29 protein-coding genes and 1 pseudogene are annotated in these 26,645 nt (G+C 71.2%); 17 read left to right on the top strand and 13 right to left on the bottom strand.

Annotation, left to right across the window (positions count from 1 at the left end; all coding sequences use genetic code 11):
• Nucleotides 1-8: 8 nt before the first annotated feature.
• From BJ993_RS05875 to BJ993_RS05860, 4 genes are read left to right on the top strand one after another with little or no spacing between them, the layout of a single operon-like run.
• On the top strand, nt 9-854 hold the full coding sequence (locus BJ993_RS05875; RefSeq protein ID WP_179648057.1) for an SAM-dependent methyltransferase: 846 nt from the start codon (nt 9-11) through the stop codon (nt 852-854).
• A 16-nt stretch (nt 855-870) separates the two neighbouring features.
• Nucleotides 871-1,119 (top strand): acyl carrier protein, encoded by a 249-nt coding sequence (locus BJ993_RS05870; RefSeq protein WP_179648056.1) that lies wholly within the window; start codon nt 871-873, stop codon nt 1,117-1,119.
• Nucleotides 1,116-2,471 (top strand): class I adenylate-forming enzyme family protein, encoded by a 1,356-nt coding sequence (locus BJ993_RS05865; protein ID WP_179648055.1) that lies wholly within the window; start codon nt 1,116-1,118, stop codon nt 2,469-2,471. The genes BJ993_RS05870 and BJ993_RS05865 overlap by 4 nt, the downstream gene beginning before the upstream one ends.
• Nucleotides 2,468-3,199 (top strand): SDR family NAD(P)-dependent oxidoreductase, encoded by a 732-nt coding sequence (locus BJ993_RS05860; RefSeq protein ID WP_036550902.1) that lies wholly within the window; start codon nt 2,468-2,470, stop codon nt 3,197-3,199. Before BJ993_RS05865 ends, BJ993_RS05860 begins: the two co-directional genes overlap by 4 nt.
• 293 nt (nt 3,200-3,492) lie before the next feature.
• On the opposite strand, the gene BJ993_RS05855 is transcribed toward BJ993_RS05860, so the two are convergent.
• From BJ993_RS05855 to BJ993_RS05835, 5 genes are all read right to left on the bottom strand, one after another.
• On the bottom strand, nt 3,493-4,458 hold the full coding sequence (locus tag BJ993_RS05855; protein WP_179648054.1) for a GDP-mannose 4,6-dehydratase: 966 nt from the start codon (nt 4,456-4,458) through the stop codon (nt 3,493-3,495).
• Nucleotides 4,455-5,651 carry a glycosyltransferase family 61 protein gene (locus BJ993_RS05850; protein WP_179648053.1) on the bottom strand — a complete coding sequence of 399 codons (1,197 nt, stop codon included), beginning with the start codon at nt 5,649-5,651 and terminating at the stop codon, nt 4,455-4,457. Before BJ993_RS05850 ends, BJ993_RS05855 begins: the two co-directional genes overlap by 4 nt.
• A 10-nt stretch (nt 5,652-5,661) precedes the next feature.
• A complete protein-coding gene (locus BJ993_RS05845; protein ID WP_179648052.1) occupies nt 5,662-6,471 on the bottom strand; it encodes an FkbM family methyltransferase in 810 nt (269 codons plus the stop codon).
• 15 nt (nt 6,472-6,486) lie between these two features.
• A complete protein-coding gene (locus tag BJ993_RS05840; RefSeq protein ID WP_179648051.1) occupies nt 6,487-7,335 on the bottom strand; it encodes a TylF/MycF/NovP-related O-methyltransferase in 849 nt (282 codons plus the stop codon).
• 90 nt (nt 7,336-7,425) lie between these two features.
• Entirely contained in the window at nt 7,426-8,820 is a 1,395-nt protein-coding gene (locus BJ993_RS05835) for a tyrosine-protein kinase domain-containing protein (RefSeq protein WP_179648050.1), read from the bottom strand.
• Between the two features lie 112 nt (nt 8,821-8,932).
• Between BJ993_RS05835 and BJ993_RS25650 the strand changes: the two genes are divergently transcribed.
• The 6 genes from BJ993_RS25650 to BJ993_RS05810 all read left to right on the top strand — a co-directional run bounded on the left by BJ993_RS25650 (nt 8,933) and on the right by BJ993_RS05810 (nt 13,291).
• Nucleotides 8,933-10,789 carry a DUF4012 domain-containing protein gene (locus BJ993_RS25650; protein WP_179648049.1) on the top strand — a complete coding sequence of 619 codons (1,857 nt, stop codon included), beginning with the start codon at nt 8,933-8,935 and terminating at the stop codon, nt 10,787-10,789.
• Nucleotides 10,790-10,819: 30 nt separating this feature from the next.
• Nucleotides 10,820-10,969 (top strand): putative leader peptide, encoded by a 150-nt coding sequence (locus BJ993_RS26730; protein WP_373366944.1) that lies wholly within the window; start codon nt 10,820-10,822, stop codon nt 10,967-10,969.
• A 150-nt stretch (nt 10,970-11,119) separates the two neighbouring features.
• Nucleotides 11,120-11,968, top strand: coding sequence for a sulfurtransferase (locus BJ993_RS05825; RefSeq protein WP_036550918.1), 849 nt, complete (start codon nt 11,120-11,122; stop codon nt 11,966-11,968).
• Complete coding sequence (locus BJ993_RS05820; protein WP_036550920.1) at nt 11,968-12,276, top strand: DUF1416 domain-containing protein; 309 nt, start codon at nt 11,968-11,970, stop codon at nt 12,274-12,276. Before BJ993_RS05825 ends, BJ993_RS05820 begins: the two co-directional genes overlap by 1 nt.
• 113 nt (nt 12,277-12,389) lie before the next feature.
• The gene (locus BJ993_RS05815) at nt 12,390-12,842 is read left to right on the top strand and encodes a TlpA family protein disulfide reductase (RefSeq protein ID WP_179648048.1); all 453 of its coding nucleotides are present in this window, start codon (nt 12,390-12,392) and stop codon (nt 12,840-12,842) included.
• Nucleotides 12,842-13,291, top strand: coding sequence for a DUF4395 domain-containing protein (locus tag BJ993_RS05810; RefSeq protein WP_179648047.1), 450 nt, complete (start codon nt 12,842-12,844; stop codon nt 13,289-13,291). The genes BJ993_RS05815 and BJ993_RS05810 overlap by 1 nt, the downstream gene beginning before the upstream one ends.
• A gap of 9 nt (nt 13,292-13,300) precedes the next feature.
• On the opposite strand, the gene dtd is transcribed toward BJ993_RS05810, so the two are convergent.
• The 3 genes from dtd to BJ993_RS05795 all read right to left on the bottom strand — a co-directional run bounded on the left by dtd (nt 13,301) and on the right by BJ993_RS05795 (nt 15,229).
• A complete protein-coding gene (dtd, locus tag BJ993_RS05805; RefSeq protein WP_036550928.1) occupies nt 13,301-13,729 on the bottom strand; it encodes a D-aminoacyl-tRNA deacylase in 429 nt (142 codons plus the stop codon).
• A 20-nt stretch (nt 13,730-13,749) separates the two neighbouring features.
• On the bottom strand, nt 13,750-14,751 hold the full coding sequence (locus BJ993_RS05800) for a methyltransferase domain-containing protein (protein WP_179648046.1): 1,002 nt from the start codon (nt 14,749-14,751) through the stop codon (nt 13,750-13,752).
• A gap of 115 nt (nt 14,752-14,866) precedes the next feature.
• Nucleotides 14,867-15,229, bottom strand: a complete 363-nt coding sequence (locus BJ993_RS05795; RefSeq protein ID WP_179648045.1) for a DsrE family protein — start codon at nt 15,227-15,229, stop codon at nt 14,867-14,869.
• Nucleotides 15,230-15,254: 25 nt separating this feature from the next.
• On the opposite strand from BJ993_RS05795, the gene BJ993_RS05790 reads away from it, so the two are divergent.
• From BJ993_RS05790 to ygfZ, 4 genes are read left to right on the top strand one after another with little or no spacing between them, the layout of a single operon-like run.
• The gene (locus BJ993_RS05790; RefSeq protein WP_036550935.1) at nt 15,255-15,749 is read left to right on the top strand and encodes a heme-binding beta-barrel domain-containing protein; all 495 of its coding nucleotides are present in this window, start codon (nt 15,255-15,257) and stop codon (nt 15,747-15,749) included.
• Entirely contained in the window at nt 15,742-16,239 is a 498-nt protein-coding gene (locus BJ993_RS05785) for a Fur family transcriptional regulator (RefSeq protein WP_308645490.1), read from the top strand. Before BJ993_RS05790 ends, BJ993_RS05785 begins: the two co-directional genes overlap by 8 nt.
• A complete protein-coding gene (locus BJ993_RS05780) occupies nt 16,236-16,703 on the top strand; it encodes an adenylyltransferase/cytidyltransferase family protein (RefSeq protein ID WP_036550938.1) in 468 nt (155 codons plus the stop codon). The genes BJ993_RS05785 and BJ993_RS05780 overlap by 4 nt, the downstream gene beginning before the upstream one ends.
• Nucleotides 16,700-17,683: a CAF17-like 4Fe-4S cluster assembly/insertion protein YgfZ gene (gene ygfZ / locus BJ993_RS05775; RefSeq protein WP_179648043.1), complete on the top strand. Its 984-nt coding sequence runs from the start codon at nt 16,700-16,702 to the stop codon at nt 17,681-17,683. Before BJ993_RS05780 ends, ygfZ begins: the two co-directional genes overlap by 4 nt.
• A 281-nt stretch (nt 17,684-17,964) precedes the next feature.
• Here the strand turns inward: ygfZ and BJ993_RS05770 are convergent, their stop codons facing one another.
• Together BJ993_RS05770 and cysD are read right to left on the bottom strand one after the other, a co-directional pair.
• Nucleotides 17,965-19,224, bottom strand: a complete 1,260-nt coding sequence (locus BJ993_RS05770) for a sulfate adenylyltransferase subunit 1 (RefSeq protein ID WP_257026821.1) — start codon at nt 19,222-19,224, stop codon at nt 17,965-17,967.
• Entirely contained in the window at nt 19,224-20,138 is a 915-nt protein-coding gene (gene cysD, locus BJ993_RS05765; RefSeq protein WP_036550941.1) for a sulfate adenylyltransferase subunit CysD, read from the bottom strand. The genes BJ993_RS05770 and cysD overlap by 1 nt, the downstream gene beginning before the upstream one ends.
• Before the next feature lie 100 nt (nt 20,139-20,238).
• On the opposite strand from cysD, the gene BJ993_RS05760 reads away from it, so the two are divergent.
• The 3 genes from BJ993_RS05760 (at nt 20,239) to BJ993_RS25645 (ending at nt 22,504) form a co-directional block, all read left to right on the top strand.
• Nucleotides 20,239-21,012, top strand: coding sequence for a DUF8612 domain-containing protein (locus tag BJ993_RS05760; protein WP_036550944.1), 774 nt, complete (start codon nt 20,239-20,241; stop codon nt 21,010-21,012).
• Nucleotides 21,013-21,100: 88 nt separating this feature from the next.
• Nucleotides 21,101-22,267 carry a nucleotide sugar dehydrogenase gene (locus BJ993_RS05755; RefSeq protein WP_179648042.1) on the top strand — a complete coding sequence of 389 codons (1,167 nt, stop codon included), beginning with the start codon at nt 21,101-21,103 and terminating at the stop codon, nt 22,265-22,267.
• Nucleotides 22,268-22,375: 108 nt separating this feature from the next.
• Entirely contained in the window at nt 22,376-22,504 is a 129-nt protein-coding gene (locus BJ993_RS25645; protein ID WP_257026819.1) for a hypothetical protein, read from the top strand.
• Between the two features lie 3 nt (nt 22,505-22,507).
• On the opposite strand, the pseudogene BJ993_RS05750 reads toward BJ993_RS25645, so the two are convergent.
• From BJ993_RS05750 to cysC, 3 genes and pseudogenes are all read right to left on the bottom strand, one after another.
• A pseudogene (locus BJ993_RS05750) lies at nt 22,508-23,520 on the bottom strand (IS481 family transposase).
• Nucleotides 23,521-23,627: 107 nt separating this feature from the next.
• Nucleotides 23,628-24,650: a sulfite exporter TauE/SafE family protein gene (locus tag BJ993_RS05745; RefSeq protein WP_179648041.1), complete on the bottom strand. Its 1,023-nt coding sequence runs from the start codon at nt 24,648-24,650 to the stop codon at nt 23,628-23,630.
• Nucleotides 24,647-26,488: an adenylyl-sulfate kinase gene (cysC, locus tag BJ993_RS05740; RefSeq protein WP_179648040.1), complete on the bottom strand. Its 1,842-nt coding sequence runs from the start codon at nt 26,486-26,488 to the stop codon at nt 24,647-24,649. The genes BJ993_RS05745 and cysC overlap by 4 nt, the downstream gene beginning before the upstream one ends.
• Nucleotides 26,489-26,645: the final 157 nt, after the last annotated feature.

The raw sequence follows: 26,645 nt of genomic DNA, 5'->3' as shown, positions 1-26,645 counted from the left end.
CCCCAACCTTGAGCACGACCGATCTCGATGGCGCCAGCCACGAGCCCGAGAAGCACTACGACCGCGTCCACGAGGCGTGGCGCCTGATCATGGGCGAGGAGTTCCACTACGGATACTTCGCGACCCCGACGACGCCGCTCGAGCAGGCCACCGCCGCGCTGACCGCGCAGATGCTCCAGCGCGCGGCCATCACCGCCGGTGACCGCGTCCTCGACGTCGGCTGCGGCACCGGCCGCCAGGCCTGCGACCTCGTCGAGGAGTACGACGCCCGGGTGCTCGGCATCACGACCAGCGGCGCCGGCGTGGCCGCTGCCACCGAGCTGGCCGCGAGCCGCGGGCTCGACGGTGCCCGCTTCGAGCAGCGCGACGGCACCGACAACGGCCTGCCGGACGGCTCCTTCGACGTCGTCTGGGCGCTGGAGTCCTCGCACCTGATGCGGGACCGCAAGGCGCTGCTGTCCGAGGCCGCGCGGGTGCTCGCCCCCGGCGGACGCCTCGTTCTGTGCGACATCATCAACCGCCGCCGGATCCCGTTCCTCGAGGTGCGGGCCCGGCGCGACGACTTCGCGGTGCTGCGGGCGGCCTTCGGCGACGCCCACATGCTGCCCCTGTCGGACTACACCGGCTGGCTCGAGGAGCTCGGCCTGCAGGTGACCGACGCGACCGACATCTCCGACGAGACGCTCCCGACGTTCGAGGCCTGGCGCAGCAACTGCGCGACCCACGAGCACGAGATCGTGGAGCTCATCGGCGAGCAGGCACGGGACGAGTTCGTCCGCTCGTGCGACATCCTCGAAGGGCTGTGGAACGACGGCACCTTCGGCTACGGCATCCTTGGCGCAGCCAAGCCCTGATCGGAAGGACCCAGACGTGACCGCAGACCGTGTGCGTGGAGTGATCGCCACGTTCCTCACCGGAGCCAAGAAGGCGTTCGACCCCGAGCTGCCGGGCGACACCGACCTCTACGGCGGTGGCCTGGAGCTCGACTCGCTCGAGGCCGCCGAGCTCTCGGCGATGCTCGAGGACGAGTTCGGCACCGACCCGTTCTCCGCGGGCGAGGAGATGCCGGAGACCGTCGGCGAGGTCCTCGCGTTCTACGAGGCCGCCGCGACCGCATGATCGATCTCCTCGAGCGCGCCGCGGCAGGGGAGCCCAGCTCCCCGGCCGTGGTGACGCACCGGGGCTCGTGGACCTATGCAGAGGTCCTCGCCGCTGCCCGCAACGTGGCCGCGGCACTCGTCGAGCGCGGGATCACCCGGTTCGCCGTCGTGGAGGAGGACGCCGCGCGGCTGGTGCCGCTGCTGGCCGGTGCCGCCCTCGCCGGTGCCGAGCCCTGCCAGTACCAGCCGGACACCGACCCGGCCGAGCTCGCCGACCACGCGGCGCAGCTGGGCCACGACGTGGTCGTCTCCCGTCGTACGGACCTCGGCGAGTCCTTCCAGGTCGTCGACCCCGACGCGCTCCTGGCGCACGTGGGGGAGCCACCCGCCGCGTCCGCCGGCCAACCGCTCCTGATCCGCACCACGGGCACGACCGGCGCGCCGAAGGCCGCCCGCCACGACTGGCGGGTGCTGTCCGGCACGGTCGCCGGCGCCCGGCAGCGCCCCGGCCAGCGCTGGCTGCTCGCCTACGGTCCGCACCAGATGTCCGGGGTGCAGGTGCTCATGCACGTCCTGGGCAGCGGAGCCACGCTCGTCGCACCCTTCCCGCGCCAGCCCCGCGACGGCCTCGCCGCGCTGCTCGACCCCGGCGTCGACTGCGTGAGCGCGACGCCGACGTACTGGCGCTTCCTGCTCGCCGAGGCTCGCTCCCGCGGAGTCGATCTGCCCCCGCTGCAGCAGGTCACGCTGGGCGGCGAGGCGGTCCCGCCGGACCTGCTGGCCGCCGTCCGCGCCGCGTTCCCGACCGCCCGCGTCTCGCAGGTCTACGCGTCGACCGAGCTCGGCTCGGTCGCCTCGGTGACCGACGGCCGGCCCGGCATCAGCGCCGACCGGCTGCACTCCGACGCCAACCCCGACGGCACCCTCAAGGTCGTCGACGGCCAGCTGTGGGTGCGCTCCGGCGTCGGCATGCTCGGGTACGTCGGCGAGCCCGACGTCGCCACCGAGGACGGCTGGCGCGCCACCGGCGACCTCGTCGAGGTGGTCGGTGACCGCATCGAGTTCCGCGGCCGGGACTCGGAGGTCATCAACGTCGGCGGGGTGAAGGTCCACCCGCTGCCCGTCGAGAACCGGATCACCGCGGTGACCGGGGTCGAGGCGGCGCGCGTCTTCGGGCGCGCCAACAGGCTCACCGGCGCCATCGTCGCCGCCGAGATCGTGCCGTCGGCGGACGCCGACCACGACGAGCTCAAGGCGGCCGTCCGGGCCGCCGTCGAGGACCTGCCGCGGGCCTGGCACCCGCGCAGCATCACGTTCGTTGCCGCCCTCGAGACCAAGGGCGGCAAGACGATCAGGAGGATCGAAGGATGACCGCAACTCCGGTGGCACTCATCACCGGCGGCAGCAAGGGCCTCGGCGCCGGCATGATCGACGTCTTCCTGAGGGAGGGCTACGCGGTCGCGACGTGCGCACGGTCCCGCAGCGCCAAGGTGGACGAGTGGGAGCGCGAGCACCCCGACCGCTTCTGGTTCGCGGTCGCCGACGTCTCGAAGGAGGCCGACGCGACGGCGTACGTCAAGGACGCCGTGGAGCGCTTCGGCCGCATCGACGCCCTGGTCAACAACGCCGGCGTCGCGCGCGAGGGCGTGATCGGCCTCTTCAACGACGAGGACATCGACACGGTCGTCGACCTCAACATCAAGGGCACCGCCTATGTCACCCGCGCCGCCAGCCGGGTGATGCTGCGCCAGCGCAGCGGCAGCATCGTCAACATCTCCTCGGTCGTCGGCATCTCCGGCTACCGCGGCCTGTCCGTGTACGGCGCCACGAAGGCCGCCCTCGACGGCATGACCCGGGCGCTGGCCCGTGAGCTGGGCTCGCGCGGCATCACGGTGAACTCCATCGCGCCGGGCTACCTGCGCACCGAGATGAGCCACGGCCTCGACGAGGCGCAGCTCGGCCAGATCGAGCGGCGTACCCCCATGGGTCGCCTCGGCGACGCCGAGGACGTCGCGCGGGCCGCGCTCTTCCTGGTCTCGCCCGACAACCGGTTCGTCACGGGGCAGGTGCTGGCCGTCGACGGTGGCCTGACCTGCTGATCGGTCGGCCTGCTGGGTCGCCGCCGGGTTGCGTCATACGAACCGGGCGCTGGGGCGACCGCTTCGTATGACGTCCCACGCCCGGGGCCGGTCGGGCGGGTTTGCGTCATGCGAATCGCGCGCTGGGGCGACCGCTTCGTATGACGTCCCACGCCCGCGACCGGTCGGGCGGGTTTGCGTCATGCGAATCGCGCGCTGGGGCGACCGCTTCGTATGACGTCCCACGCCCGCGACCGGGGCCGCCCGGACTCCGACCGCGCAAGGTGGACTCGAAGGAGGACTCGAAGGAGGACTCAGAGGTAGCGCGGGTCGTCCTCGACGCCGCTGCGCACCCGCTCCAGGTCGACCTCGACCATGCGCGCCACGAGGTCGGCGAAGGACGTCGTCGCCCGCCAGCCGATCGCCTCGGCGGCCGGCTCGGGGTCGGCGCGCAGCACCTTGGAGTCCGCGGGCCGCACCAGGTCGGGGTCCTGGACGATCCGCGACCACGGGTCCTCGACGCCGGCGGCGGCGAAGGCCACCTCGACGAGGTCGGCCAGCGAGTGGTCGATGCCCGTGCCGAGCGGCAGGTCGACCGGTTCGTCGCGGCGCAGCATGCGGACGAATGCGTCGACGTACTCGGCCGCGTGGCCCCAGTCGCGCCGGACGTCGAGCGTGCCGAGGGTCAGCTCGTCGCTGCGGCCCAGGGCGATCGCGGCCGCGCCGCGGGTGATCTTGCGGAACACGAAGCCGGGCGGGCGGATCGGGCTCTCGTGGACGTAGAGGCGGGCGTACGACGCGTGCAGGCCCTCCGCCCGGGCCTTCTCCACGACACGCTCGGCGTCGGCCTTGGCGCGGGCGTAGGGGCTGTCCGCGGCCTGGCCGACGACCTCGGCCGACGACGCCTGGAAGAGGCGCACCGGGCGGCCTGCAGCCGTCAGCGCGTGCGCCGCCTCGACGAGGTCGACGACGGTGTCGAGGTTGACCCGGCGGGTCAGTTCGGGCTCCTCCCAGCTGCGACCGACGGAGCTGAGGGCGGCGAGGTTGTAGACCTCCTGCGGCGCGATGTCGGCGACCAGTGCCCGCAGGGTGGCGCCGTCGGTGATGTCGGCCTCGCGCACCTCCATCCCCGGGAGGTACGCCGCCACGCGCGGCCCGCTCGCGCTGCCCGGGCGGGCGACCCCCACGACGCGCAGCCCGTCCGCGAGCAGCCGCCGGGCGAGGTAGATGCCGTCCTGGCCGGTGACGCCGGTGACCAGCGCGGTCGGCGCGGAGGTCATGACGCGAGCAGCTGGTCGAGGGCGTCCATGATCGGCCCCGGCTGCAGCTCGATGTCCTGCATCAGCTCGTTGTCGCCCGTGCCGACCGGGGTCGGGGCGACGAGGTAGCGGTAGCGCGAGTCGGGGATGTTGGAGGTCATCGCCCAGTAGCAGTGGACGGTGTAGCCGGGTGCGAACAGCTCGAGCACCCGCACGCCGTCGCGGCAGAACGCCAGGTTGGTGAGGGCGGCGCCGTGCGGGGCCACGACCACGCGAGCCGCGGCGAAGTGGTCGATCTGCTCCTGCACCGACAGGCTGCCGGGGTCGACGCAGGTGAAGCCACGCTGCTCGAGCGCGGCCCGGACGGCGTCCTCGTTGACCATGCGGCGCGTGTTGGGCGTCGTACCGCGGGTGACGTAGATCTTCTCCGGCAGGCCCGTGGTCTCCTTGGCCGGCAGGTTCTCGCGCAGCCAGCGCTGCGACTCCGGCGGCCCGTCCATCACGGCGTTGGGCAGCGACGGCACCAGCAGCCGCTTCGCCTGCAGGTGGAAGCCGGGGCCGGGGGTCAGCACCCGGTCCGGCTCGATGCCGAGCATCCCGAGCAGCTGCTTCTGGTAGCCGGTGTGGCGGTCGAGCACCCACACGTCCGGACGGACGTCGGCGAAGGCCTCCTGCAGGAGGCCGATGCGGGGCAGCTCGTCGGTGACGAAGTGGTAGAAGTTGTGGCCCGTCCCGCGCGCGGAGAGCACCGCCACGGTTCCGTCGACGACCTCGGGCCTCGCCGGCCACGGGTTCCAGAACACGGGGTGCTCGCGCCACGACGAGATGCCGAAGTAGTGGCTGGTCTCGCTGTCGAGGATGCCGCCCGCCGTGACGACCGCGCCGTGCCGGCTGATGAGCTGCCCGCCCGCCAGCTCGAGCACGAACCGCTCGGGGATCTCGGTCCGGGTGCGCGAGGACAGGAAGGTCAGGCCCGCGGGGTCACCCGGCGGCGCCGGGCGGTCGAGGGTGACCGCCGGCGACACCGGGTGGAAGGTGACCGTGCCGGGCTCTGCGGTCGCGGTGGCGCGCGACGTCGCCGACCCCGCCCGCACCCCGTCGCGCAGCGGCCCGGTGGTGTGGCGGGAGACGGCGCCGATCGCGAGCGCGCCGGCACGGTGTCCCCGCTTGACCAGCGGCCACAGCGGCTGGAGGCGACTCGGGAGCCGGCTCATCGTCGGGAGGTCATGCGCGCCGGAGCCAGACCATCCCCAGGCCCGGCTCGGTGCCGTCCTCCTGGTGGTACGGCGTCAGGCCCAGGGGCGCGAGGAAGGCGAGGAGCTCGTCGAGCGAGTGGCCGGCCACCGGGTGGTACTCCAGCGCGACCGCGCGCACGTCCGCCCAGGACGCGGGGGAGGAGCGGAGCACGACGTCGTACTCGGCGCCCTCGACGTCCATCTTCACCAGCTCGACGGGGTTGCCGTCGGCCCGCGCGGCGGCGACCGCATTGTCGAAGGAGACCGCCGGGACGACGACCTCCTTCCCCTCGCGCGCCGTGATGCCGTTGAGCACGCTGGCGTCGCCGTTGTCGATGAGCGAGAACTCGCCGTCCTCGCCGGCCAGCGCGGCGGCGTGCACGCTCACCCGCGAGGCGAGGCCGTTGTCACGCACGTTGCGCTCGGCGTACGACGCACTGGTCGGCGACGCCTCGTAGACGTGGACCGTCGCCTGCGGCAGCTCGGCGGCCACCGCGAGCGCGAAGCACCCGACCTGGCCGCCGATGTCGAGCACGGCCGCCTTCGGCGACAGGCCCCGCGTCAGCTCGGCCATGCCGTAGGCGTCGTCGGCGAAGATCTCGTAGATCGGGTAACGGGCACCGTCGGCGTTCGGGATGGTCACCTGGTAGCCGTTGCGCAGGTGCAGGGTCATCTCGTCGCGGGCGAAGCGCGTCCGCTGCGTCCCGAGGTCCCAGAAGACCGTGGGGAAGTTGCGGAACAGGCCCGGCGTCTGCCGGATGCGCTTGGTGAGGTGGGAGGTGCTGCGGAGGGCAGGCACGTGGATCCCTTCGGGTCAGGACTTGCGCCAGTAGGCGCCGTTGCCGTCGATGTCGATGATCTCGTCGGTGATGCCGTGCTGCTCGCGGTAGTCGTGGACCGCCTTGCCGGCCTGGTCGGGCAGCGTGCCGTAGTCGTCGATGATGCAGAAGCCGCCGGGCGACAGCTTCGGGTAGAGCGCGTCGAGCGCCTGGATCGTCGACTCGTAGAGGTCGCCGTCGAGGCGGATGAGCGAGTAGCTCTCGGCGGGCGCCGTGGGCAGCGTGTCCTTGAACCAGCCGACGAGGAACTTCACCTGGTCGTCGAGCAGGTTGTAGCGCTCGAAGTTGTGGCGCACCGCGGCCTCGCCGACGGACAGGCCGGTCTGGAGGTAGAAGGTGTCGCCCTGGTCGGCCGGGAAGTCCTTGACGTTCGGCGCCGGCAGGCCCTGGAACGAGTCGGCGAGCCACACGGTCCGCTTGGTGTCGCCCCACGCCTTGAGGTTGGCGCGCATGAAGATGCACGCGCCGCCGCGCCAGACGCCGGTCTCGATGAAGTCACCGGGGACGTCGTCCTCGATGATCGCGCTGATCGCGTCCTGGATGTTCTGCATCCGCTTGAGGCCGATCATCGACTCCGAGCGGGCCGGCCAGTCGCTTCCGGTCTCGCGCAGGGCGGGGTCGTAGGGCTTCTTGTAGGAGATCTCGAAGCCGAACTTCTGCGCCGCGCTGCCGGCCGCGTTGGCCAGCTTCTTCTTCAGTGACGGGGATCCGGCGGTCCGGACACCGCCCAGGATCGAGTCGTTGTCCTCCATCAGGGCGCCCGTCAGGGTGCGCTTCATCAGGTCGAGGTAGAGCTCGCGAAGCTCGTCGGGGGTCGTCGTCACCGGGCGAAGATAGCAGGGCTTATCAGTACTGATGCGACGTCTTCGAAACTTCTCGGGAACAGGTGGGTTCCGGCGCCCGAGCAGTGCCGATCAGGCCCGGCGACGACCGCCGGAAGAGCCACCCTTGCCGCGTCCCGACGGGGCGGTCTCCTCGTAGTAGTAGTAGTAATACGAGCCGACGGCACGCTTCGCGACCATGTTGACGACGACGCCGTAGAGACGGGCGCCGACCTGGTTGAGGCGGTTGATGGCCTCGTTGACCTGGTCCTTGGTGGTCTTGGCGTGCCGCACGACGACGATGACGCCGTCGGCGAGCTTGGCCAGGACCGACGCGTCGGCGACCGGCAGCAGCGGCGGCGCGTCGATGATCACCATGTCGTACGACGACCGGAGGCGCCGGATCAGGTCGTGGGTGATCTTCGACTGCAGGATCTCGGTCGGGTTCGGCGGCTTGGCGCCGCTGGCGAGCACGTGCAGGCCGCTGGCCTCGTGGACCTGGATCGCGTCGTGGATCTCGGTCTTGCCGACGAGCGCGGTGGTGAGGCCGATCGCGGGGTCGAGGCCCAGCGTCGTGGCGACCCGGGGCCGGCGGAGGTCGGCGTCGATGATCAGCGTGTTGCGGCCGGTCTGCGCGAGCGCGACGGCGAGGTTGGTCGACGTCATCGTCTTGCCCTCGCCGGGCACGGCGCTGCTGATGACGAGGCAGCGCGGCTGGTGGTCGAGGTCGATGAACTGCAGGTTGGTCCGCAGCAGGCGGAAGGCCTCGGTGCGGGCAGCGAAGCCACCGAGGTCGGTGAGCAGCGGCGCGGAGCGGATGTCGCCGTCGAAGCCGATGCTGGCCAGGACCGGCGACTCGGTCAGCTCGGCGACGTGGTCGGCCGTGCGGATCGTGCGGTCGAGCAGCTCGCGGGCGACCGCGAGGCCGATGCCGAGCAGGAGGCCGATCAGGCCGGCCACGATGAAGTTGAGCAGCGTGGTGGGGCTGACCTTGTCGGGGTTGTACGTCGCCTGGTCCGTCTGCTTGAGCTGGACGGCCGCCTCGGTGCCGGTGAGCTGCTCGAGGTTCTTGACGTAGTCGGTGTACTGCGCGGTGAAGGCGCTCGCGATCTTCTGCGCGTCGCGGGCGTTCTCGTCCTTGATCTTGATCTCGATCAGGGAGGTGGCCTCCACGACCTCGGCGCTGACCCGGTCGGCGAACTTCTCCGGCGTGATCGTCAGGTTGAGGTCGTCGATGACCTCCTCCGCGAGCTCCGTGCTCTTCGCGACCTTGGCGTACGTCGTCGCGCGCTGCGTCACGGTGAAGTAGGTGGCGTAGGAGTCGCTCGCCTTGGAGACGTCGACCGTCAGCAGCACCTGTGCCTTGGACTCGTACATCGGGGTGCGCGTGAAGGTGATGCCCGCCGCGACGCCGAGGGCGATCACGATGAGGAGCACCACCGTGAGCCAGCGACGGCGCAGCACGACCAGAAACTGCTTGAAGTCCAAGACCCAACCCTTGCTGTCGGTACCGTGTGCCACGGACAAGTGAGGTGATCCTAGTCAACAGCACACACCTTCCGGTGAGTGACCACCAGAACCGCCGTCGGGGCGTGTCCTCGTGACCGACGGATCCCTCGACGCTCCGGTCCGGCGCCGGCGCCGTTCCACTCCCGCGTCGCGCTTCGTGCGCCGGTTGCGGCAGCTGCGCCGCGAGCGGCCCCGGCTGGTGGTGCTCGCCGGCCTCGGGGTGGTCGCGCTGCTCGCCGTCCTGTGGACGGTCTGGACCGTGTGGGCGACCAACAGGGACCTCGCGCAGGTGCGGGACAGCGCGACGATCATGCGCGCCGCCCTGGTCCGCGCCGACGCCGACGGCGCCCGCGCGGCGATGGCCGACTACCGCGAGGCCGCGGAGTCGGCCCGCGACCACACCTCCGGCCCGACCTGGGCCGTCCTCGAGGCGTTGCCGGTGTTCGGCGACGACGCCGAGGGCGTCGCCACCGTCGCCGAGGTGCTCGACGACATCGGCACCGACGGCCTCGGGCCGATCGCCGACGCCGCCGACCTGGTGACGGCCGAGACCTTCCAGCCGGACGACGGCCGCTTCCCGGTCGAGCAGATCACCGCGATGCAGGAGCCGGCCCGGCACAGCGAGCAGGCGTTCGACGATGCCGCCACGACCCTGGCGAAGGTCGACTCCAGCCACTTCGTCGGCCCTGTCCGCAACCAGTTCGACCGGCTGCGCACCCTGGTCGACGACGCGCGCGGGACCCTCGGGTCGACGTACCGCGCCGCCCGGATGATCCCGCGGATGATGGGCACGGACCGGCCGCGCTACTACCTGATGGTCCTGCAGAACAACGCCGAGCTGCGCAGCGGCGGCGGACTCCCCGGCGCCCTGTCCCTGGTGCGGATGAAGGACGGCCGCGTCGACATCGTCGAGCAGATGGACATGTCGGAGCTCGCGAAGACCAGCCGCGCACCGGTCGTGACCCTCACCGACGAGGAGGACCGCATCTTCGGGCGGATCCTCAACCTGGCCGCGGTCGACGCCACGCTGACGCCGGACTTCCAGCGGTCCGCCGAGATCATCCGCAAGCGCTGGGAGCGTGGGGTCGGCGGGCGCCTGGACGGCATGTTCTTCGTGGACCCCGTGGCGGTGTCCTACCTGCTGCGCGGGACCGGCCCGGTCGCCGTACCGGGGTATCGGCCGGTCAACTCCGGCAACGTCGTGTGGGGCGTCGAGAACGAGATCTACCGCCTGACCAACGACCGCGAGATCCACAGCGACTACCAGCAGGCCGTCGCGAAGGCCGTCTTCAACGCCTTCGCCGCCGGGCGCGGCGATTCGGCGGAGTCGATCCGGGGGCTGGTCACCGGCGTCATGGAGGGCCGGATCCGGATGGCCAGCTTCGAGGCCGACAACGAGGCCGAGATCGCCGGCACCATGATCGCCGGCGAGTTCTCCGACAAGGCGAGCAAGGACCCCGGCGTCGGGATCTTCATCAACGACGGCGGCCCGACGAAGATGCAGTACTACCTCAAGTACGACGCCCGCGTGGTCTCGCGCTCGTGCGTCGGCGACCGCCAGGTGATCTCCGGGGCGATCGACTTCCACAGCGACACCCCGCCCGACGCACGCGCGCTGCCCCCGTCGATCACGGGGGAGGGCTACCGCCACCAGCGGGTGGAGCCGGGCGACCAGCTGCTGGTCATCTACGTGACCTCGCCCGTCGACGGCGACGTCACGGAGCTGTCGATCGACGGCCAGCGCGTCGCCCACCCGGTCGTGGAGCGCCTCGCCGGTCGTGGCCTGGTCCGGATCGGCCTGGAGTTCCAGCCCCAGGAGCGGCACTCGGTCGAGTTCGTCATGAGCAGCGGGCCGGAGCAGACCGGCGACGTGCGGCTGTCGGTGACGCCGGGGGCCTTCCCGAGCAGCTCGAACGGCACCGTGCCGTCGTCCTGCACCGTGCGCTGAGGGGCCTCACCGGGCCAGCCATCCCACATCATGGACAACGGTCTCGCCATTTGGAACCTCGAATGGGTCTGCGGGCCAAAGCCGCCTAGTCTCTTCCCCATGTCGACGACTCTGCTGCTGACCAAGCGGCGCGCGGTGGACAACTGCCGCGTCAGCTCGGCGCTGTGTCGACCCTGCTGACGGGTCTCTGAATCCGGCCGTTCCGCCGTCCCCGTCGCTCTTGGCGCCTCTGCGCCCCGGACCGTCTGTGTCCCGTGTGCCGTCGCGCTGCCCAGCAGCACCGCTCGTATCCGCACCGCCATCAACCGCGCAATCCCAGTAAGGAAGACCATGAGCCGCGAGAACTCGCTCGTCTCCGTCCAGTGGGTCGAGGACAACCTCGACAACCCGAAGGTCGTCGTCATCGAGGTCGACGAGGACACCTCGGCCTACGACAAGGGCCACATCAAGAACGCGATCAAGCTCGACTGGACCACCGACCTGCAGGACCAGGTCCGTCGCGACTTCGTCAACAAGGCCCAGTTCGAGGCGCTCCTCTCCGAGCGCGGCGTCGCCAACGACGACACGGTCGTCCTCTACGGCGGCAACAACAACTGGTTCGCCGCGTACGCGTACTGGTACTTCAAGCTCTACGGCCACCAGGACGTCAAGCTCATGGACGGCGGCCGCAAGAAGTGGGAGCTGGACAGCCGCGAGCTGACCGACGAGCTGCCGCAGCGCGCCGCGACGTCGTACACGGCGCAGGAGCAGGACCGCTCGATCCGCGCCTTCCGTGACGAGGTCGTCGCCGCCATCGGCACCCAGAACCTCGTCGACGTCCGCAGCCCCGACGAGTACGCCGGCCGCCTCCTCGCCCCGGCCCACCTCCCGCAGGAGCAGTCGCAGCGCGCCGGCCACATCCCGACCTCGGTCAACGTCCCGTGGAGCAAGAACGCCAACGACGACGGCACCTTCAAGTCGGACGACGAGCTGACCGCCCTCTACGACGAGGTCGGCTTCGACGAGGCCAAGGACACGATCGCCCTGTGCCGCATCGGCGAGCGCTCCTCGCTGACCTGGTTCGTGCTGCAGGAGATCCTCGGCAAGAAGAACGTCAAGAACTACGACGGCTCGTGGACCGAGTACGGCTCCCTCGTCGGCGTTCCGATCGCGCTCGGCGACGAGCCCGGTGACGCCTGATGTGCGGCGCGACGGTCGGTGGCCTCTCCACCGAGGGCATCAACGTGACCAAGGAGGCCGTGATCCAGGGCCAGGTCGTGCGCGGCACGGGTGACGACGCGACGCCGGTCTCCGGCGCCTACGTCCGCCTGCTCGACGCGACCGGCGAGTTCACCGCCGAGGTCCCCACCTCGGCCACCGGCCACTTCCGCTTCTTCGCGGGCGACGGCCAGTGGACGCTGCGGACGCTCGCTCCCAAGGCCGACCCGGTCGACCGCGCCGTGCAGGCGCAGACCGGCTCGGTCGCCGAGGTCCTCATCTCGATCTGAGGCCCTCCCCGTTCGTCGAGTGGCCCGCGAGGAACGAGCGGGCGTAGCGAGACGCACACCACTCGACGGCGGTCCCCGGAATCCGGGGGCCGCCGTCGGCGTTGGAGGCAGTTGTGAACCCCGGGCTCGTCATCCTCGTCCTGGCCGTCGTCGCGGCGGCCGGCTTCGGGCTATACCGCCGTCGGGTCGACGGACGCTTCGCCGGCGCGCCCGCGGCCGCGCCCGCGCCCGCCGTCGAGGAGTCGACGGCCTGGGCGAGCGTCGCGGCGTCGGTGCCGAGTGCCGAGCTGGGGGAGCGCGCGACGCTGGTGCAGTTCTCCAGCGCGTTCTGCGCCCCCTGCCGCACCACCCGCGTGGTGCTCGCCGACGTGGCCGAGCGGTACGACGGCGTGGCCCACGTCGAGATCGACGCCGAGCAGCACCTGGAGCTGGTCCGGGAGCTGGACGTCCGTCGTACACCCACCACGCTGGTGCTCGACCGCGCCGGCAACGAGATCACCCGCGCGGCCGGTGCACCGCGACGCGAGCAGGTCCTCGCGGCCCTTCCCCTCCACCAGGAGTCCTGATGAGCGACGCACCCACCGGCATCGACCCCCGCGGCCCCCGCTTCACGGCGGCGGTGACCTTCGTCGTCCTCGCCGTGGCGCTGCTGCTGTCCGACGCCCACCCGGGCATCGCGGCCGTGGTGACCGGCGCCCAGGCGGTCCTCTTCGCGATCGGCGCCGGCCTCGGCGTCCAGAAGACCCCGACCGGCCTCTTCTTCCGCTCCGTCGTCCGGCCGCGGCTCACCCCGCCGGACCACCTCGAGGACCCGGCGCCGCCCCGCTTCGCGCAGGCCGTCGGCCTGGTGTTCGCCCTCGTCGCCACGATCGGCCTCGCGACGGGAGCCACCCTGCTCGGCCAGGTCTTCGCCGGCTTCGCCATCGTCGCGGCCTTCCTCAACGCGGCCTTCGCGTTCTGCCTGGGCTGCGAGATGTACCTGCTCGGCCTGCGGCTGCGTCCCGCCCGCACCTGAGATCGACGGCTACGGAGTCTCCAGCAGCACGGTGAACGGGCCGTCGTTGACCGACGACACCTCCATCATGGCGCCGAAGACCCCGCGCTCGACGTGGGTGCCGGCTTCCTCGAGCGCCGCGCAGACGGCCTCGTAGAGGGGCTCGCTGACGGGACCGGGCGCCGCGGCGGTCCAGCTGGGACGGCGGCCCTTGCGTGCCTCGCCGTACAGCGTGAACTGGGAGACGACGAGGACGGGTGCGCCCTCCTCGGCCACCGAGCGCTCGTCGCGCAGGATCCGCAGGTCGCGGATCTTGCGGGCCATCCAGGCGACCTCGGCCGGCCCGTCGTCGTGGGTGACGCCCAGGTAGACCAGCAGGCCGGGGGCGTCGATGGCGCCGACGACCCTTCCCTCGACGACCACCGATGCCGACGTGACACGTTGCAGGACGGCGCGCATGCGCTCATCCTGCCGGTCGCTCAGCCGGCCGCCGCGAGGCCCCCGGGCTTCGGGCCCTTCGGCTCGCCGCCGGTCGAGCCGCCGTCGGCCGGGACCTGCTCGACCGCGGGTACGGCGGCCGGCGCGGCGAGGGTGCCGGGCTTGCGGGCGTAGGCCTCCAGCACGATCCGTGGTGCCCAGCCGCGGTCGATCAGCCGGTCCGTCGTACGACCGACGGCACCGGCGGCGCGCGCCGGGACGCCGAGCGAGGCCAGGTAGGCGCCGGAGTTGAGCGAGTAGCGGGCGCGCGGGATGACCTCGACGTCGACGAAGCCGACGGCGCGCAGCGCGGCGGACATGCTCTGCGCGGTGTGCAGGTGCCAGTGGTGCGGGGCGATGCGGCGGTCGACCCAGCGTGACATCCGCCCGCGGGCGGCGGCGCTGACGCGGAGGGCCGCGCTGTCGACCTTGGAGCGGCGCGGCGTCTGGAGGAAGAGCGTGCCGCCCGGCTTGAGCAGGTCGAACGAGCTCTGCAGCAGCGCCTCGGGGTCGGCGACATGGGCGAGGACGCACCACATGGTGACGGCGTCCTGCGCGGGTACGTCGAGGAAGGCCAGGTCCCCGAGGTCCACCTCGACGCCGTGGGACTGGGCGGCCAGGACGACGTTGGCCTCCATCAGGTCGTTGCCGCGGACCTGGTAGCCACGCTTGCTCGCGACCGCGAGGAACTGTCCGTCGCCGGTGCCGATGTCGTACAGCAGCCGGCCCTGCGGACCCCCCTCGAGCCGGGCGCCGAGCTCGTCGAGCACCTCGACCTGGGCGGCCTCGGCGGCGTGGTCGCGCTTGCTGGCGACCCACGCGGCGCGCTCCTCGACACTGATCTCGTCGAGCCCGACCGTGTCGGGGAGCACGAGGTCGGCGCGGTCGGACCAGCCGACCAGCCCACATCCACGGCACCGGAAGTTGTTCCGGCCGGTGCGCCGCGAGGGTCGGTAGTTCTTCAGCCGTGGGGAGCCACAGGCCGGACAAGCGGTGACGGACATCGCCGAGGGAGCCTCCGGACCACCGTGGCGTAGGAGGGGGGTGCACGGTGGTGTGAGCACACCCTAGAGGCGCCGCCGCCTTCTTGGTGACCGGTCCTGAAAATTTGGTGTTGCGTCAGTAGACGAGCGCTTGGACGCCCTCGCCGAGGGCCTCCTCGACGAAGACCGGCGCGCCCGCGATCCGGGCGCCCGGCACGAGGTCGTCGACGCCGAGCGAGCGGCGGGCGGCGCACTGCGAGCAGACCGTCACCGACCCGCTCGCCAGCACCGTCTCGAGGAGGTCGGACAGGGGAGTCGCCAGCGGCAGGTCCAGCTCCGCGGCCCGCCCGGGGACGGCCAGCCAGGCGGCCTCACCGGTCAGCCAGAGCGACACCGGGACGCCGGAGGCGGCGGCCGTCGCCGCGACCGTGAACCCCTGGTTGCAGCGCTCCGGCTCATCGGTGCCGCAGGTGACCTTGACGACGAGTGAGCGTGCCATGGGAAGCAGCCTAGAATGGCCGGTCGTGGCCTTCGAACTCCCCGACAACCTGCACCCCAACTGCGGACCCATCGCCTGGATGCTCGGCACGTGGCGCGGCAACGGCCACGGCGACTACCCGACGATCGATGCGTTCCAGTTCGGCCAGGAGCTGATCTTCACCCACGACGGCCGCCCGTTCTTCCACTACATGGCGCGGGCCTGGGTGATCGACGAGAACGGCGAGAAGGTCCGCGACGCCGCCATCGAGACCGGCTTCATCCGCGCGGTCGGCGACGGCCGCTTCGAGATCCTGCTGACCCACAACACGGGCATCGCGGAGATCTGGGAGGGCGAGGCCGACAACGGCAAGTTCGAGTGGACGACCGACGCGGTCGCCCGCACCGAGACCGCGAAGGAGTACGTCGCCGGCAAGCGCCTCTACGGCAACGTCGAGGGCGACCTCCTCTATGCGTTCGACATGGCCGCGATGGGCCAGCCCCTGCAGCCACACCTCTGGGCGAGGCTCAAGCGTGCATAGCCACCACCCGGCGGACCACGCCGCGGACCACCCGGCCGACCACCCGGCGGAGCACGCCGGGGAGGGCGCCGACGGCCACGACTGGCGCGCCGCCCTCCGTGAGCGGGGCTACCGGCTCACGCCCCAGCGCGAGCTGATCCTCGGCGCGGTCGACGAGCTCGGTCACGCCACCCCCGACGAGGTGCTGGCGAAGGTCCAGGAGACCGCGAGCACGGTCAACGCCTCGACCGTCTACCGCACCCTGGAGGTGCTGGAGGAGCTCGGGCTGGTCCGCCACGCCCACCTGTCAGACCGCGCCCCGACGTACCACTCGGTGCGCGGGCACGAGCACTTCCACCTCGTCTGCCGGGGCTGCCGCTCGGTCACCTCGGTCGACGCCGCCGAGGCGGCCCCGTTCGTCGCGGTGCTCGAGGCGAAGGGCTTCGTGCCCGACCTCGGCCATCTCACCGTCTTCGGCCGCTGCGCCGACTGTGAAGGAGAGCCCTCATGACCACCGTGCTGACCTATGGCACCTTCGACCTCTTCCACATCGGGCACCTGCGGCTGATCGAGCGGCTGGCCGCGATGGGCGACCGGCTCATCGTCGGAGTCTCCACCGACGAGTTCAACGCCGGCAAGGGCAAGAAGTCCGTCGTCTCGTACGACGACCGGGCGGCCATCGTCGGCGCGATCAAGGGCGTCGACCTGGTCCTGCCCGAGCGAGCGTGGGAGCAGAAGCGCGCCGACATCATCGAGCACGGCGTCGACGTCTTCGTGATGGGCGACGACTGGGCCGGGAAGTTCGACGACCTCTCCGACGTTTGCGAGGTGAGGTACCTGCCGCGCACGTCGGGAGTCTCGAGCACCGACATCAAGGAGATGCTCCGGACCCTCGACCCGGTCCACATCGAGGAGATGCAGACCGCGCTCGGCACCCTGACCCGCCTGCTCGAGCACTACCGGGACCTGACATGACCACGACCACCGACCGCCAGCCCAGCCCGCTCCTCGCCCTGCCGGGCGCGGTCGCAGGCGACGGCATCGACGCGCCCGTCGCCGCCCACTACGGCAGCCTGTTCGGCGAGCAGAAGGCGCTCGAGGCCGGCGAGGGCTTCGTCGACCTCTCCCACCGCGACGTGCTGCGTGTCGCCGGGCCCGACCGGCTGACCTGGCTGCACTCGCTGACCACGCAGTTCTTCGAGGGCCTCGAGCCCGGCCGCTGGGTGTCCGCGCTCGTGCTGAGCCCCCAGGGCCACGTCGAGCACGCCTTCACCGGCGTCGACGACGGCGAGGCGTTCACGGCGCACACCGAGCCCGGCCGGGCCGCGGCGCTGATCGACTTCCTCGAGCGGATGAAGTTCATGATGCGCGTCGAGATCACCGACGTGACCGCCGACCTGGCCGTCGCCTGGCGGCCGGGGTCCGAGACCCGCTACGACCTGGTGCCCCGCGCGCAGCTGGCGGCGTACGCCGAGGCGGCGGGGCCGGCTGCCGGCCTGTGGGCCTTCGAGGCGCTGCGCATCGCCCGCGGTGAGCCGCGCTTCGGCGTCGACACCGACGAGCGGACGATCCCCAACGAGGTCGGCTGGCTCGACGCCGAGCAGGCGCCGGCGTGGTCCGCGGTGCACATGGACAAGGGTTGCTACCGCGGCCAGGAGACCGTCGCGCGCGTCCACAACCTGGGCCGCCCGCCGCGCCGGCTGACCCTGCTCCACCTCGACGGCTCGGAGAACCGCCTGCCGGCCGCCGGCACCGAGGTGCTCCCGGCCGACGGCGGCCGCGCGGCCGGCTTCGTCGGCTCCTCGGCCCGCCACCACGAGCTCGGTCCGATCGCCCTCGCCGTCCTGAAGCGCAACACCGACGTCGCCGCCCCGCTGGTCGTCGACGGCATCCCCGCCGCGCAGGAGGTCGTCGTCGACCCCGAGGTCGGTCTGCACTTCCGCCCGCAGCGCTGACGGCTCCTCGCCGCCCGCGAAGTGGCGCAGTTTCTCCGTCGAAGTGTCACAAGTTCTCCGTCGAGGTGTCACAAGTTCTCCGTCGAGGTGTCACAAGTTCTGTGTCGAGGTGTCACTTCTGCACGGGCGCAGCGTGCAGCAGTGACACCTCGAGGGAGAAGAACTGACACCTCGGAGGAGAAAGACTGACACTTCGGCGGAGAAAGACCGACACTTCGCGCCGAACGCACGAACGCCCGCTCCCTCGCGAGGGAGCGGGCGTTCGTCGTACGACGGTGCGGTCAGCCGTTGATCATGCCGGCGCCGACGGTCACGCCGGTGGCCTCGTCGATCAGGATGAACGAGCCGGTGGTGCGGTTCTTGGAGTACGGGTCGGCGAGCAGCGGCACCGTGGTGCGCAGCGTGACGCGGCCGATCTCGTTGACGCCGAGCTCCTTGGTCTCCTGGTCGCGGTGCAGCGTGTTGACGTCCAGGCGGTACTGGATGTCCTTGACCAGCGCGCGGCCCGTGCGGGTCGTGTGCTTGATGGCCAGCTTCTGCCGCGGCTGCAGCGGGGCGGTGGTCATCCAGCAGATCATCGCGTCGATGTCCTGGCTCGGGGTCGGCGCGTTCTTGACCCGGGCGATCATGTCGCCGCGAGACACGTCGACGTCGTCCTCGAGGTGGACGGTCACGCTCATCGGCGGGAAGGCCTCGGTGATCTCCTGGTCGAACAGGTCGATCTTCGAGATCTTCGACGTCATCCCCGACGGGAGTACGACGACCTCGTCACCGGGCTTGAGCACGCCACCGGCCACCTGGCCGGCGTAGCCGCGGTAGTCGTGGAACTCGTCGGACTTCGGCCGGATGACGTACTGCACCGGGAAGCGGGCGTCGATGAGGTCGCGGTCGGAGGCCACGTGGACGTGCTCGAGGTGGTGCATCAGCGTGGGACCGGAGTACCACGGCATGTTCTCGGAGCGGGTCACCACGTTGTCGCCCTGCAGCGCCGAGATCGGGATGACCTCGAGGTCGGGGACGTTGAGCTTCGTCGCGAACTGGGTGAACTCGGCGTAGATCTTGTCGTAGACGGACTGGTCGAAGTCGACGAGGTCCATCTTGTTCACGGCCAGCACGAGGTGCGGGACGCGGAGCAGCGACAGGATCACCGCGTGGCGGCGCGACTGCTCGGTCAGGCCCTGGCGGGCGTCGACGAGCACGAGGCCGAGGTCAGCGGTGGAGGCGCCGGTGACCATGTTCCGGGTGTACTGCACGTGCCCGGGGGTGTCGGCGATGATGAACTTGCGGTTGGGCGTCGCGAAGTAGCGGTAGGCCACGTCGATCGTGATGCCCTGCTCGCGCTCGGAGCGCAGGCCGTCGGTCAGCAGCGCGAGGTCGGTGTAGTCGTACCCCTTCGCCTCGCTGGTCGCCTCGACCGCCTCGAGCTGGTCCTCGAAGATCGACTTCGAGTCGAGCAGCAGGCGCCCGATGAGGGTCGACTTGCCGTCGTCGACCGAGCCAGCGGTCGCGAAGCGGAGCAGGTCCATGTTGGTGCCGGCCATCAGAAGTAGCCCTCCTTCTTGCGGTCCTCCATGGCTGCCTCGGAGAACCGGTCGTCGCCGCGGGTCGCGCCGCGCTCGGTCTTGCGGGCCACGGCGACCTCGTCGATGATCTCGGCGATCGTCGACGCGGTGCTCTCGACGCAGCCGGTCAGGGTGATGTCACCGCAGGTGCGGAACCGGACGGTCCGCTCCTCGACGACCTCGCCCTCCCGCAGCGGGTTGAGCGGGGTCTCGCTCATCAGCATGCCGTCGCGCACGAAGACGCGGCGCTGGTGCGAGTAGTAGATGCTCGGGATCTCGATGCCCTCGCGGCCGATGTAGTCCCAGACGTCCAGCTCGGTCCAGTTGGAGATCGGGAAGATCCGCATGTGCTCGCCCTCGTGGAGGCGGCCGTTGTAGAGGCTCCACAGCTCGGGGCGCTGGTTCTTCGGGTCCCACTGGCCGAACTCGTCGCGGTGGGAGTAGACGCGCTCCTTGGCGCGGGCCTTCTCCTCGTCGCGGCGGCCGCCACCGAAGGCGGCGGTGAAGCCGTTCTCCTCGATGGCGTTCAGCAGGGTCGGGATCTGGAGGCGGTTGCGGCTGATCTTCGCGGCGTCGGGGATGATCCCGTTCTTGATCGCGTCGTCGATGCTCGCCACCACGAGGTTCACGCCGAGCCGGGCGACCCAGCGGTCGCGGGTCTCCATGACCTCGGGGAAGTCCAGGCCGGTGTCGACCTGCAGGATCGAGAACGGGATCTTCGCCGGGTAGAACGCCTTCTCCGCGAGGCGGAGCATGACGATGGAGTCCTTGCCGCCCGAGAACATCAGCACGGGCTTCTCGAACTCGGCGGCCACCTCCCGGAAGATGTGGATCGACTCGGCTTCCAGCTGGTCCAGCTGGCTCAGCCGGTAGTCGCTGTGGGTCTGGGACATGGGCTGCATCGTGCCATGCGCGGCCTTTCACCGGGACATTCGCGCGACCTCGTTAGACAAATCGACGAGTTTTCCACGGGAGCCGCTTAGGGTGACGCCCGTGGCTGCCGACTTCGTCGCCCGTCTGGGCTCCCGGGGAACCGTCCCGGGCGAGGTGCGGACCACCTGGGACGTCGAGCGGTACGTCGCCGCGACGGCCCGCCCCGTCACCGACGACGAGCTGCGCCGCCTCGCCCGGCGGGCCCGCGCGGTCCGTCGTACGGACCCGGGACGGCTGGCGGCCCTGCTGAGAGCCCTGGCGGACCCGTTGCTGGGCGAGCTCAACCACGCCCGGCTGGGCGCGGCCGCCGGGATTCCCCGCACCACCGTCCAGCCGTACGTCGACGTGCTGGTCGAGATCGGTGTGGTGCGCCTGCTGCCGGGGTGCCGGGCGTCGGCGGCCAAGCGCGCGATCGGTCGCCCCGAGGTGGTCTTCGAGGACCCCGCGCTGGCCCGCCACCTCGCCGGGCACGACCCTGCCGCCCTGGCCGCCTTCTCCGGTCGGCCCCGGCTCGCGCCGCTGCTGCGCACGATGGTCGCCGCCGAGCTGCTCCGCCAGCAGGCGACCAGCGTCGTCGAGCACCGGGTCTCCTACCTGCGTGAGCGCAACGGGCTGGAGGTCGGATTCGTGGTCGAGCTGCCCGACGACAGCATCTACGGCCTGGAGGTGCTGACGGCGGCGGGCCTCCGGCCGCACCAGTTCGCCCGCCTGGAGGCGCTCGCGCGGCGCGCGGGCTCCCGCTTCCGCGGCGGCGTCGTGCTCAACACGGCGTCCGTCGGCCACCGCTACGGGCCGCGCCTGTGGGGCCTGCCGATCGCCTCGGTGTGGGAGTGAGCGGCGCAGTGAGCCGCGTCTCGCCGGGCCACCGCGCCGTTCACCGGGATGTGCAGACAGGTTAAGGAACGGGCCTTACGCTCGCGTCGTGAAGATCGCCGTAGTGGGCACCGGATATGTCGGACTCTCGAACGCCGTCATCCTCGCCCAGCACCACGACGTCTGGGCGCTCGACGTCGATCCCGAGCGGGTCGAGATGGTCAACCGGCGCGAGTCGCCGATCATCGACGCCGAACTGCAGGACTACCTCGCCACCCGCGAGCTGTCGCTCACCGCGACCCTCGACAAGGACGAGGCCTACCGCGACGCGTCCTTCGTGGTGATCGCGACGCCCACGGACTACGACCCCGTCACCAACTACTTCGACACCTCCACGGTGGAGCGCGTCACCGCCGACGCGATCGCCGCCAACCCGTCGGCGACGATCGTCATCAAGTCGACGATCCCGGTCGGCTTCACCAGCAGGCTCCGCGAGCGCCACCTGGGCTCGTCGATCATCTTCAGCCCGGAGTTCCTCCGCGAGGGGCGGGCGCTGTACGACAACCTGCACCCCTCCCGCATCGTCGTCGGCTCGGACACGGAGGCCGGTCACCAGTTCGCCAAGCTGCTGCTCAACGGCTCGCTCGACGAGGACGTGCCGGTGCTGTTCACCGGGGCCACCGAGGCGGAGGCGATCAAGCTCTTCTCCAACACCTACCTGGCGCTGCGGGTCGCGTACTTCAACGAGCTCGACACCTACGCCTCGATCCACGGCCTCGACGCGCGCCAGATCATCGAGGGCGTCGGCCTCGACCCGCGCATCGGCTCGCACTACAACAACCCGTCCTTCGGGTACGGCGGCTACTGCCTGCCGAAGGACACCAAGCAGCTGCAGGCGAACTACCGCCACGTGCCCCAGAACCTGATCAGCGCGATCGTCGACGCCAACACCACCCGCAAGGACTTCATCGCGGCCGACATCCTGGCCCGCCGGCCGAAGGTCGTCGGGGTCTACCGCCTGACCATGAAGTCCGGGTCCGACAACTTCCGGATGTCGTCGGTGCAGGGCGTGATGAAGCGGATCAAGGCCAAGGGCGTCGAGGTCATCGTCCACGAGCCCGAGCTGGACGACGACACCTTCTTCAACTCCGAGGTCGTCCGCGACCTGGGGGAGTTCAAGAAGCGCGCCGACGTGATCATCGCCAACCGGCAGACCGACGTCCTGTCCGACGTGGCGGCGAAGGTCTACACGCGCGACATCTACGGCCGCGACTGACCGACGGGGGCCGTCGGCTGTCAAGGCGACACGCCCGGGACCAATGTCCCTGCAGGTTGAACCGATCTGAGGGTTGGTTGCGTCGGGCCCGGTGCCTACCGTTGGTACATGGAGACACTGCTCGGACTGGGAGCCCTCTGGGTCGCCGCCGCCACGGCGCTGACCCTCGCTCTCGGTCGGGCCGCCGCCGAGGACGAGCCCTTCCGGCTCGACCACGACCGCGTGCTGGCCCGCTGACCCCTAGCTGTTCTGACCCGGGAGGTTGGGCACGCGGTCGATGGGTGACTTGCCCTTGAGGCTGGTGTGGCCGCGGTGGTGATTGTAGTGATGCAGCCAGCCGGGGTACGCCGCTGCGCGGTCGGCTTCTGAGGTGTAGGTGGTTGCGTAGGCCCATTCCTCGAGCAGGGTCCGGTTGAACCGTTCGACCTTGCCGTTGGTCTGGGGCCGGTACGGGCGGGTGCGGCGGTGTTTGACGCGGCGCCCGAGCGTCTTGGCCCAGAGCCGGCTGCGGTAGCAGGAGCCGTTGTCGGTGAGCACGGCCTTCACGGTGATGCCGTGGGCAGCGAAGAAGCGTCGCGCCCGCTTCCAGAACGCGGCTGCGGTCTCCTTGCGCTCATCGGCGAGGATCTCGGAGTAGGCCAGCCGGGAGTGGTCGTCGACGGCGTGGTGCAGGTAGACGTAGCCCCGCGAAGGTGAGGCGCCGGCACGAGCTGCGCGACTACGTCGTGCGTGCACCCGGTTGTCTTGGGCCGTGCCGCGTCCGAGCGCGTGCCACCCGCCGCCGTCGGGGATCCGTCCGAGCTTCTTGATGTCGACGTGGACCAGGTCGCCCGGTGCGGCGTGCTCGTAGCGGTTCTTGTCGCGGGAGGAGGTCTTGATCCGGGTGCCGGTGGCCGGGTCGGTCCACTTCAGCCGTGGGCAGCCGTAGCGGCGCAGGACTTGGTGGACTGTCGAGGGGTTCAGGCCGAGGTGGTAGGCGATCCGGGCCGGTCCCCAACGCCGGGTCACGCGCAGACCCACGATCCGTCGCTCGGTGCGCTGGGGCAGCCGGTTCGGGTGGCGGTGCGGGCGGGACGAACGGTCGACCATGCCGGACTTGCCGGATAGGCGGTAACGGTGGCCCAGCGGCGGACGGTCGTGATGGCGACCGAGAATCGCTCGGCGGCTCGGGCATAGGTCCAGCCCTGCTCGACGACGAGCTTGGCCAGACGCAGCCGTCCGGCCGGGGTGAGGGTGGCGTTAGCGTGGGTCATGAAGACCTCCGTGGTGGGTGTGGGTGCGTGGTAGCTCCACACCTCACCCGGAGGTCTTCGTCATGATCCAGCCGACCCGCCGTACCTAACGTCCGTGGTCAGAACACCTAGCGCTCGTCGGTCGCCGGTTGCCGGCGACCGCGGCGGTTGCCGTCCGCGCCCAGCGCCTCGATCTCGCTGACCGTCGGCGCGCCGAACATCGGCAGCCCGTGACGCTTGCGCAGCACGCCCCAGACCAGCGGCACCAGGAAGAGCATCGCCAGGCCGATCGCGGCGACGAGCACGGCCTCGAGGGTCTCGTGGCCCTGGCCGAAGGGGTGCAGGCCGGCCTTGAAGAGCAGTGCGGTGCCCGACATGGTCAGCACGATCACGATGCCGCGGCGGATGATCGACTGCGGCACGCGCGGCGCGATCCGCGAGCCGAGCAGGGTGCCCGGGACCGAGCCGATCACCAGCGGGATCAGGAGGTCCCACTCGAGGCCGTGGATCGCGATGTTCGCCAGCGCCGCGCTGAGCACGAGCGGCACGGCCTGGACGAGGTCGGTGCCGACCAGGCGCACGGCCGACAGGCCGGGGTAGAGCATCAGCAGCGCGATCATGATGACCGAGCCGGAGCCGACGCTGGTGATGCCGACCAGGAGCCCGCCGAGCATGCCGACGAGCAGGGTCGGGAGCGGCCGGATCGGCGGGTTGTCGTCGGGGAGGATGCCGCCGCTGCGGACCCGGCCGAGGTTGATGTAGAGGCGCAGGGCGTACGTCGACGCGGCGAACAGCAGCGCGATGCCGATGCAGAGCTTGAGGGTCTTCTCGAGGTCCGCCGGGTCGTCGGTGACGGCGTTGACGAGCCACGGCCCGATGAACGCCATCGGCACCGAGCCGGCGATCAGCCAGCCGGCCAGCCGCAGGTTGGGGGAGCCCTCCCGGGCGTGCGTGATCGCACCGCCGGTCTTGTAGATCGCGGCCGCCGTCAGGTCGGCGGTGACGATCGCCGAGGTGTGGCCGACGCCGAGGAAGATCAGCGCCGGCGTCATCAGCGCGCCGCCGCCCATGCCCGTCAGCCCGACGACGATGCCGACGAAGAAGCCCGCGGCGGCGATCGAGAGCGCGGTGAGGGTGATCAGGTCGTTCATGCGATGCCTGTCTGGGAGGTGAGTCGCGGCAGGACCGCACTGAGCAGGGCGTCGATCTGGTCGGCGGACGCCTCGGCGGCCGCGCGACCCCGCCGGTAGGGGTCGCGGATGTCGTGGGCGTCGACGGCCCCGGCGCGGCGGTGCCCGGCCGCGGTCACGAGCGCGGCGCCCACCAGCGTGGGGTCGACCCGCTCGATCGACTCGGCGAACTGGCCGAGCGTGAACGCCTTGCGGAAGGCGCCGGGGACCTCCTCGAGCACGAACGCCCGGTGCGACGCCTCGGCGGTGAGCACGAGGTCGGCCTCGTTGATCATGTCGCGCGTCAGCCGACGGCTCGCGAACGACTCGGCCGCCTCGTCGTCGATGCCGCGGTCGGCCAGGACGACGCCCATCGTCGCGTCGACGTGGTGGGAGCGGAAGCCGTGGGTCCCGGCGCTGGAGAACTCGACGTCGGTGGCGCCGGCGAGCATCGCCCGCGCCCGGAGCTCCATGTACGGCGAGCGGCAGATGTTGGCGGTGCAGATGAAGAGCACCCGCAGCGGACCGCCCTCGGCGGTTGCCGGGGTCGTGACGGCGCGGGGCGACGGACGGCCGGCCGTGCGTCGCGCGGCGGGCGGCGCGGGCGTCGGCAGGGTGCCGCGCAGGTCCATGATCCCAGCGGCCGCGAGGCCGGCGAGCACGTCGTCGAGGGCGGCCTCGATGGTGCGGCCCGTCGTGTCGACCCGGACGTCGGCGTCCTCGGGCTCCTCGTAGGGCGAGGAGATCCCGGTGAACTCGGGGATCTCGCCGCGCCGGGCCTTGGCGTAGAGGCCCTTGCGGTCGCGGCGCTCGCACTCCTCGAGCGGGGTCGCGACGTGTACGAGGAAGAACCGACCGCCGGCCTGCTCGACCATGGCCCGGACCTGCTGGCGGGTCTCGTCGAAGGGCGCGATCGGGCTGCAGATCGCCACGCCGCGGTGGCGGGCGATCTCGGCCGCGACCCAGCCGATCCGGCGGATGTTGGTCTCGCGGTCCTCCTTGGAGAAGGTGAGCCCGGCCGAGAGGTTGCGGCGTACGACGTCGCCGTCGAGGCTGGTGATGGAGCGGGTGCCCTGCTCGAGGACGCGGTCCATGAGCGCCCGGGCCAGCGTGGACTTGCCGCTGCCCGAGAGGCCGGTGAAGAAGAGCACCAGGCCCTGGTCGGCGGGGGCGGGCCGCTCCTGCGCCTCGATGTCGGCGAGCTCGGGCAGCGTCCGGCCACCGGGCTTCAGCTCGACGATGTCGTCGGCGCCGGCGTACCAGGCGAGGACCGACTGGCGCAGGGCCGCGTCGGCGTCGGAGCCGTGGTCGGTGAGGGGGATCGCCACGACGGCCGCGTCGAGCATGCCGGCGACCCGGACGGTCGCGCGCAGCAGGCCGACGGGGCTCACGGCAGGAGTGCCGGCGCCCACCAGGGCGGCGAGCAGGACCGGGCCGAGCCCGCGCAGCTGCTCGAGCTGGGTGTCCGTGACGAGGTCGGTCACGGGGACGACGGTGCGGCCGGCGTAGCGCTCGCGGGCGGTCTCCGGCGGCAGGTGCAGGCTGCGGAAGGCGCCGAACTGCGCGTGGGTGAGGGGCTCGACGCTCAGGCCGCGCAGGGTGCGGGCGATCCGGGCGAGGGGGAGGCCCTCGGGGTCGACGAGCTCGACCTCGTGGCCCTCGTCGAGGTGGGTCTCGAGCGCCTCGGGGAGGTCGAGCGTGATCGGGCTGCCCGGCTCGTTGAAGCCGACGATCGGGCCGGCGGCGCCCGAGGTGAGCAGCTCCAGGTCGTCGAGCTCCCGGGGCGTGGGGCAGTGCTGCGGGACGGAAGGACTCGACACGCTCGCGATCGTACAGAGTCGAGTGAGTTGATCCCATTTCAAGACTGACAGGTGGGACCTTGCACCGCGCCCGCCCTGCGCACGCGCCGACCCGTAACACGGCTCATGTGAACGACTTCACTTGCTGCCTGCTTGCACCTTGCTAACTATTGCTAGC

Source organism: Nocardioides aromaticivorans (assembly GCF_013408525.1).
In the GTDB taxonomy this organism is placed as follows: domain Bacteria; phylum Actinomycetota; class Actinomycetes; order Propionibacteriales; family Nocardioidaceae; genus Nocardioides; species Nocardioides aromaticivorans.
Note: the sequence above shows the minus strand (reverse complement) of the source record. Positions and strands in the feature narration are given on the sequence as shown.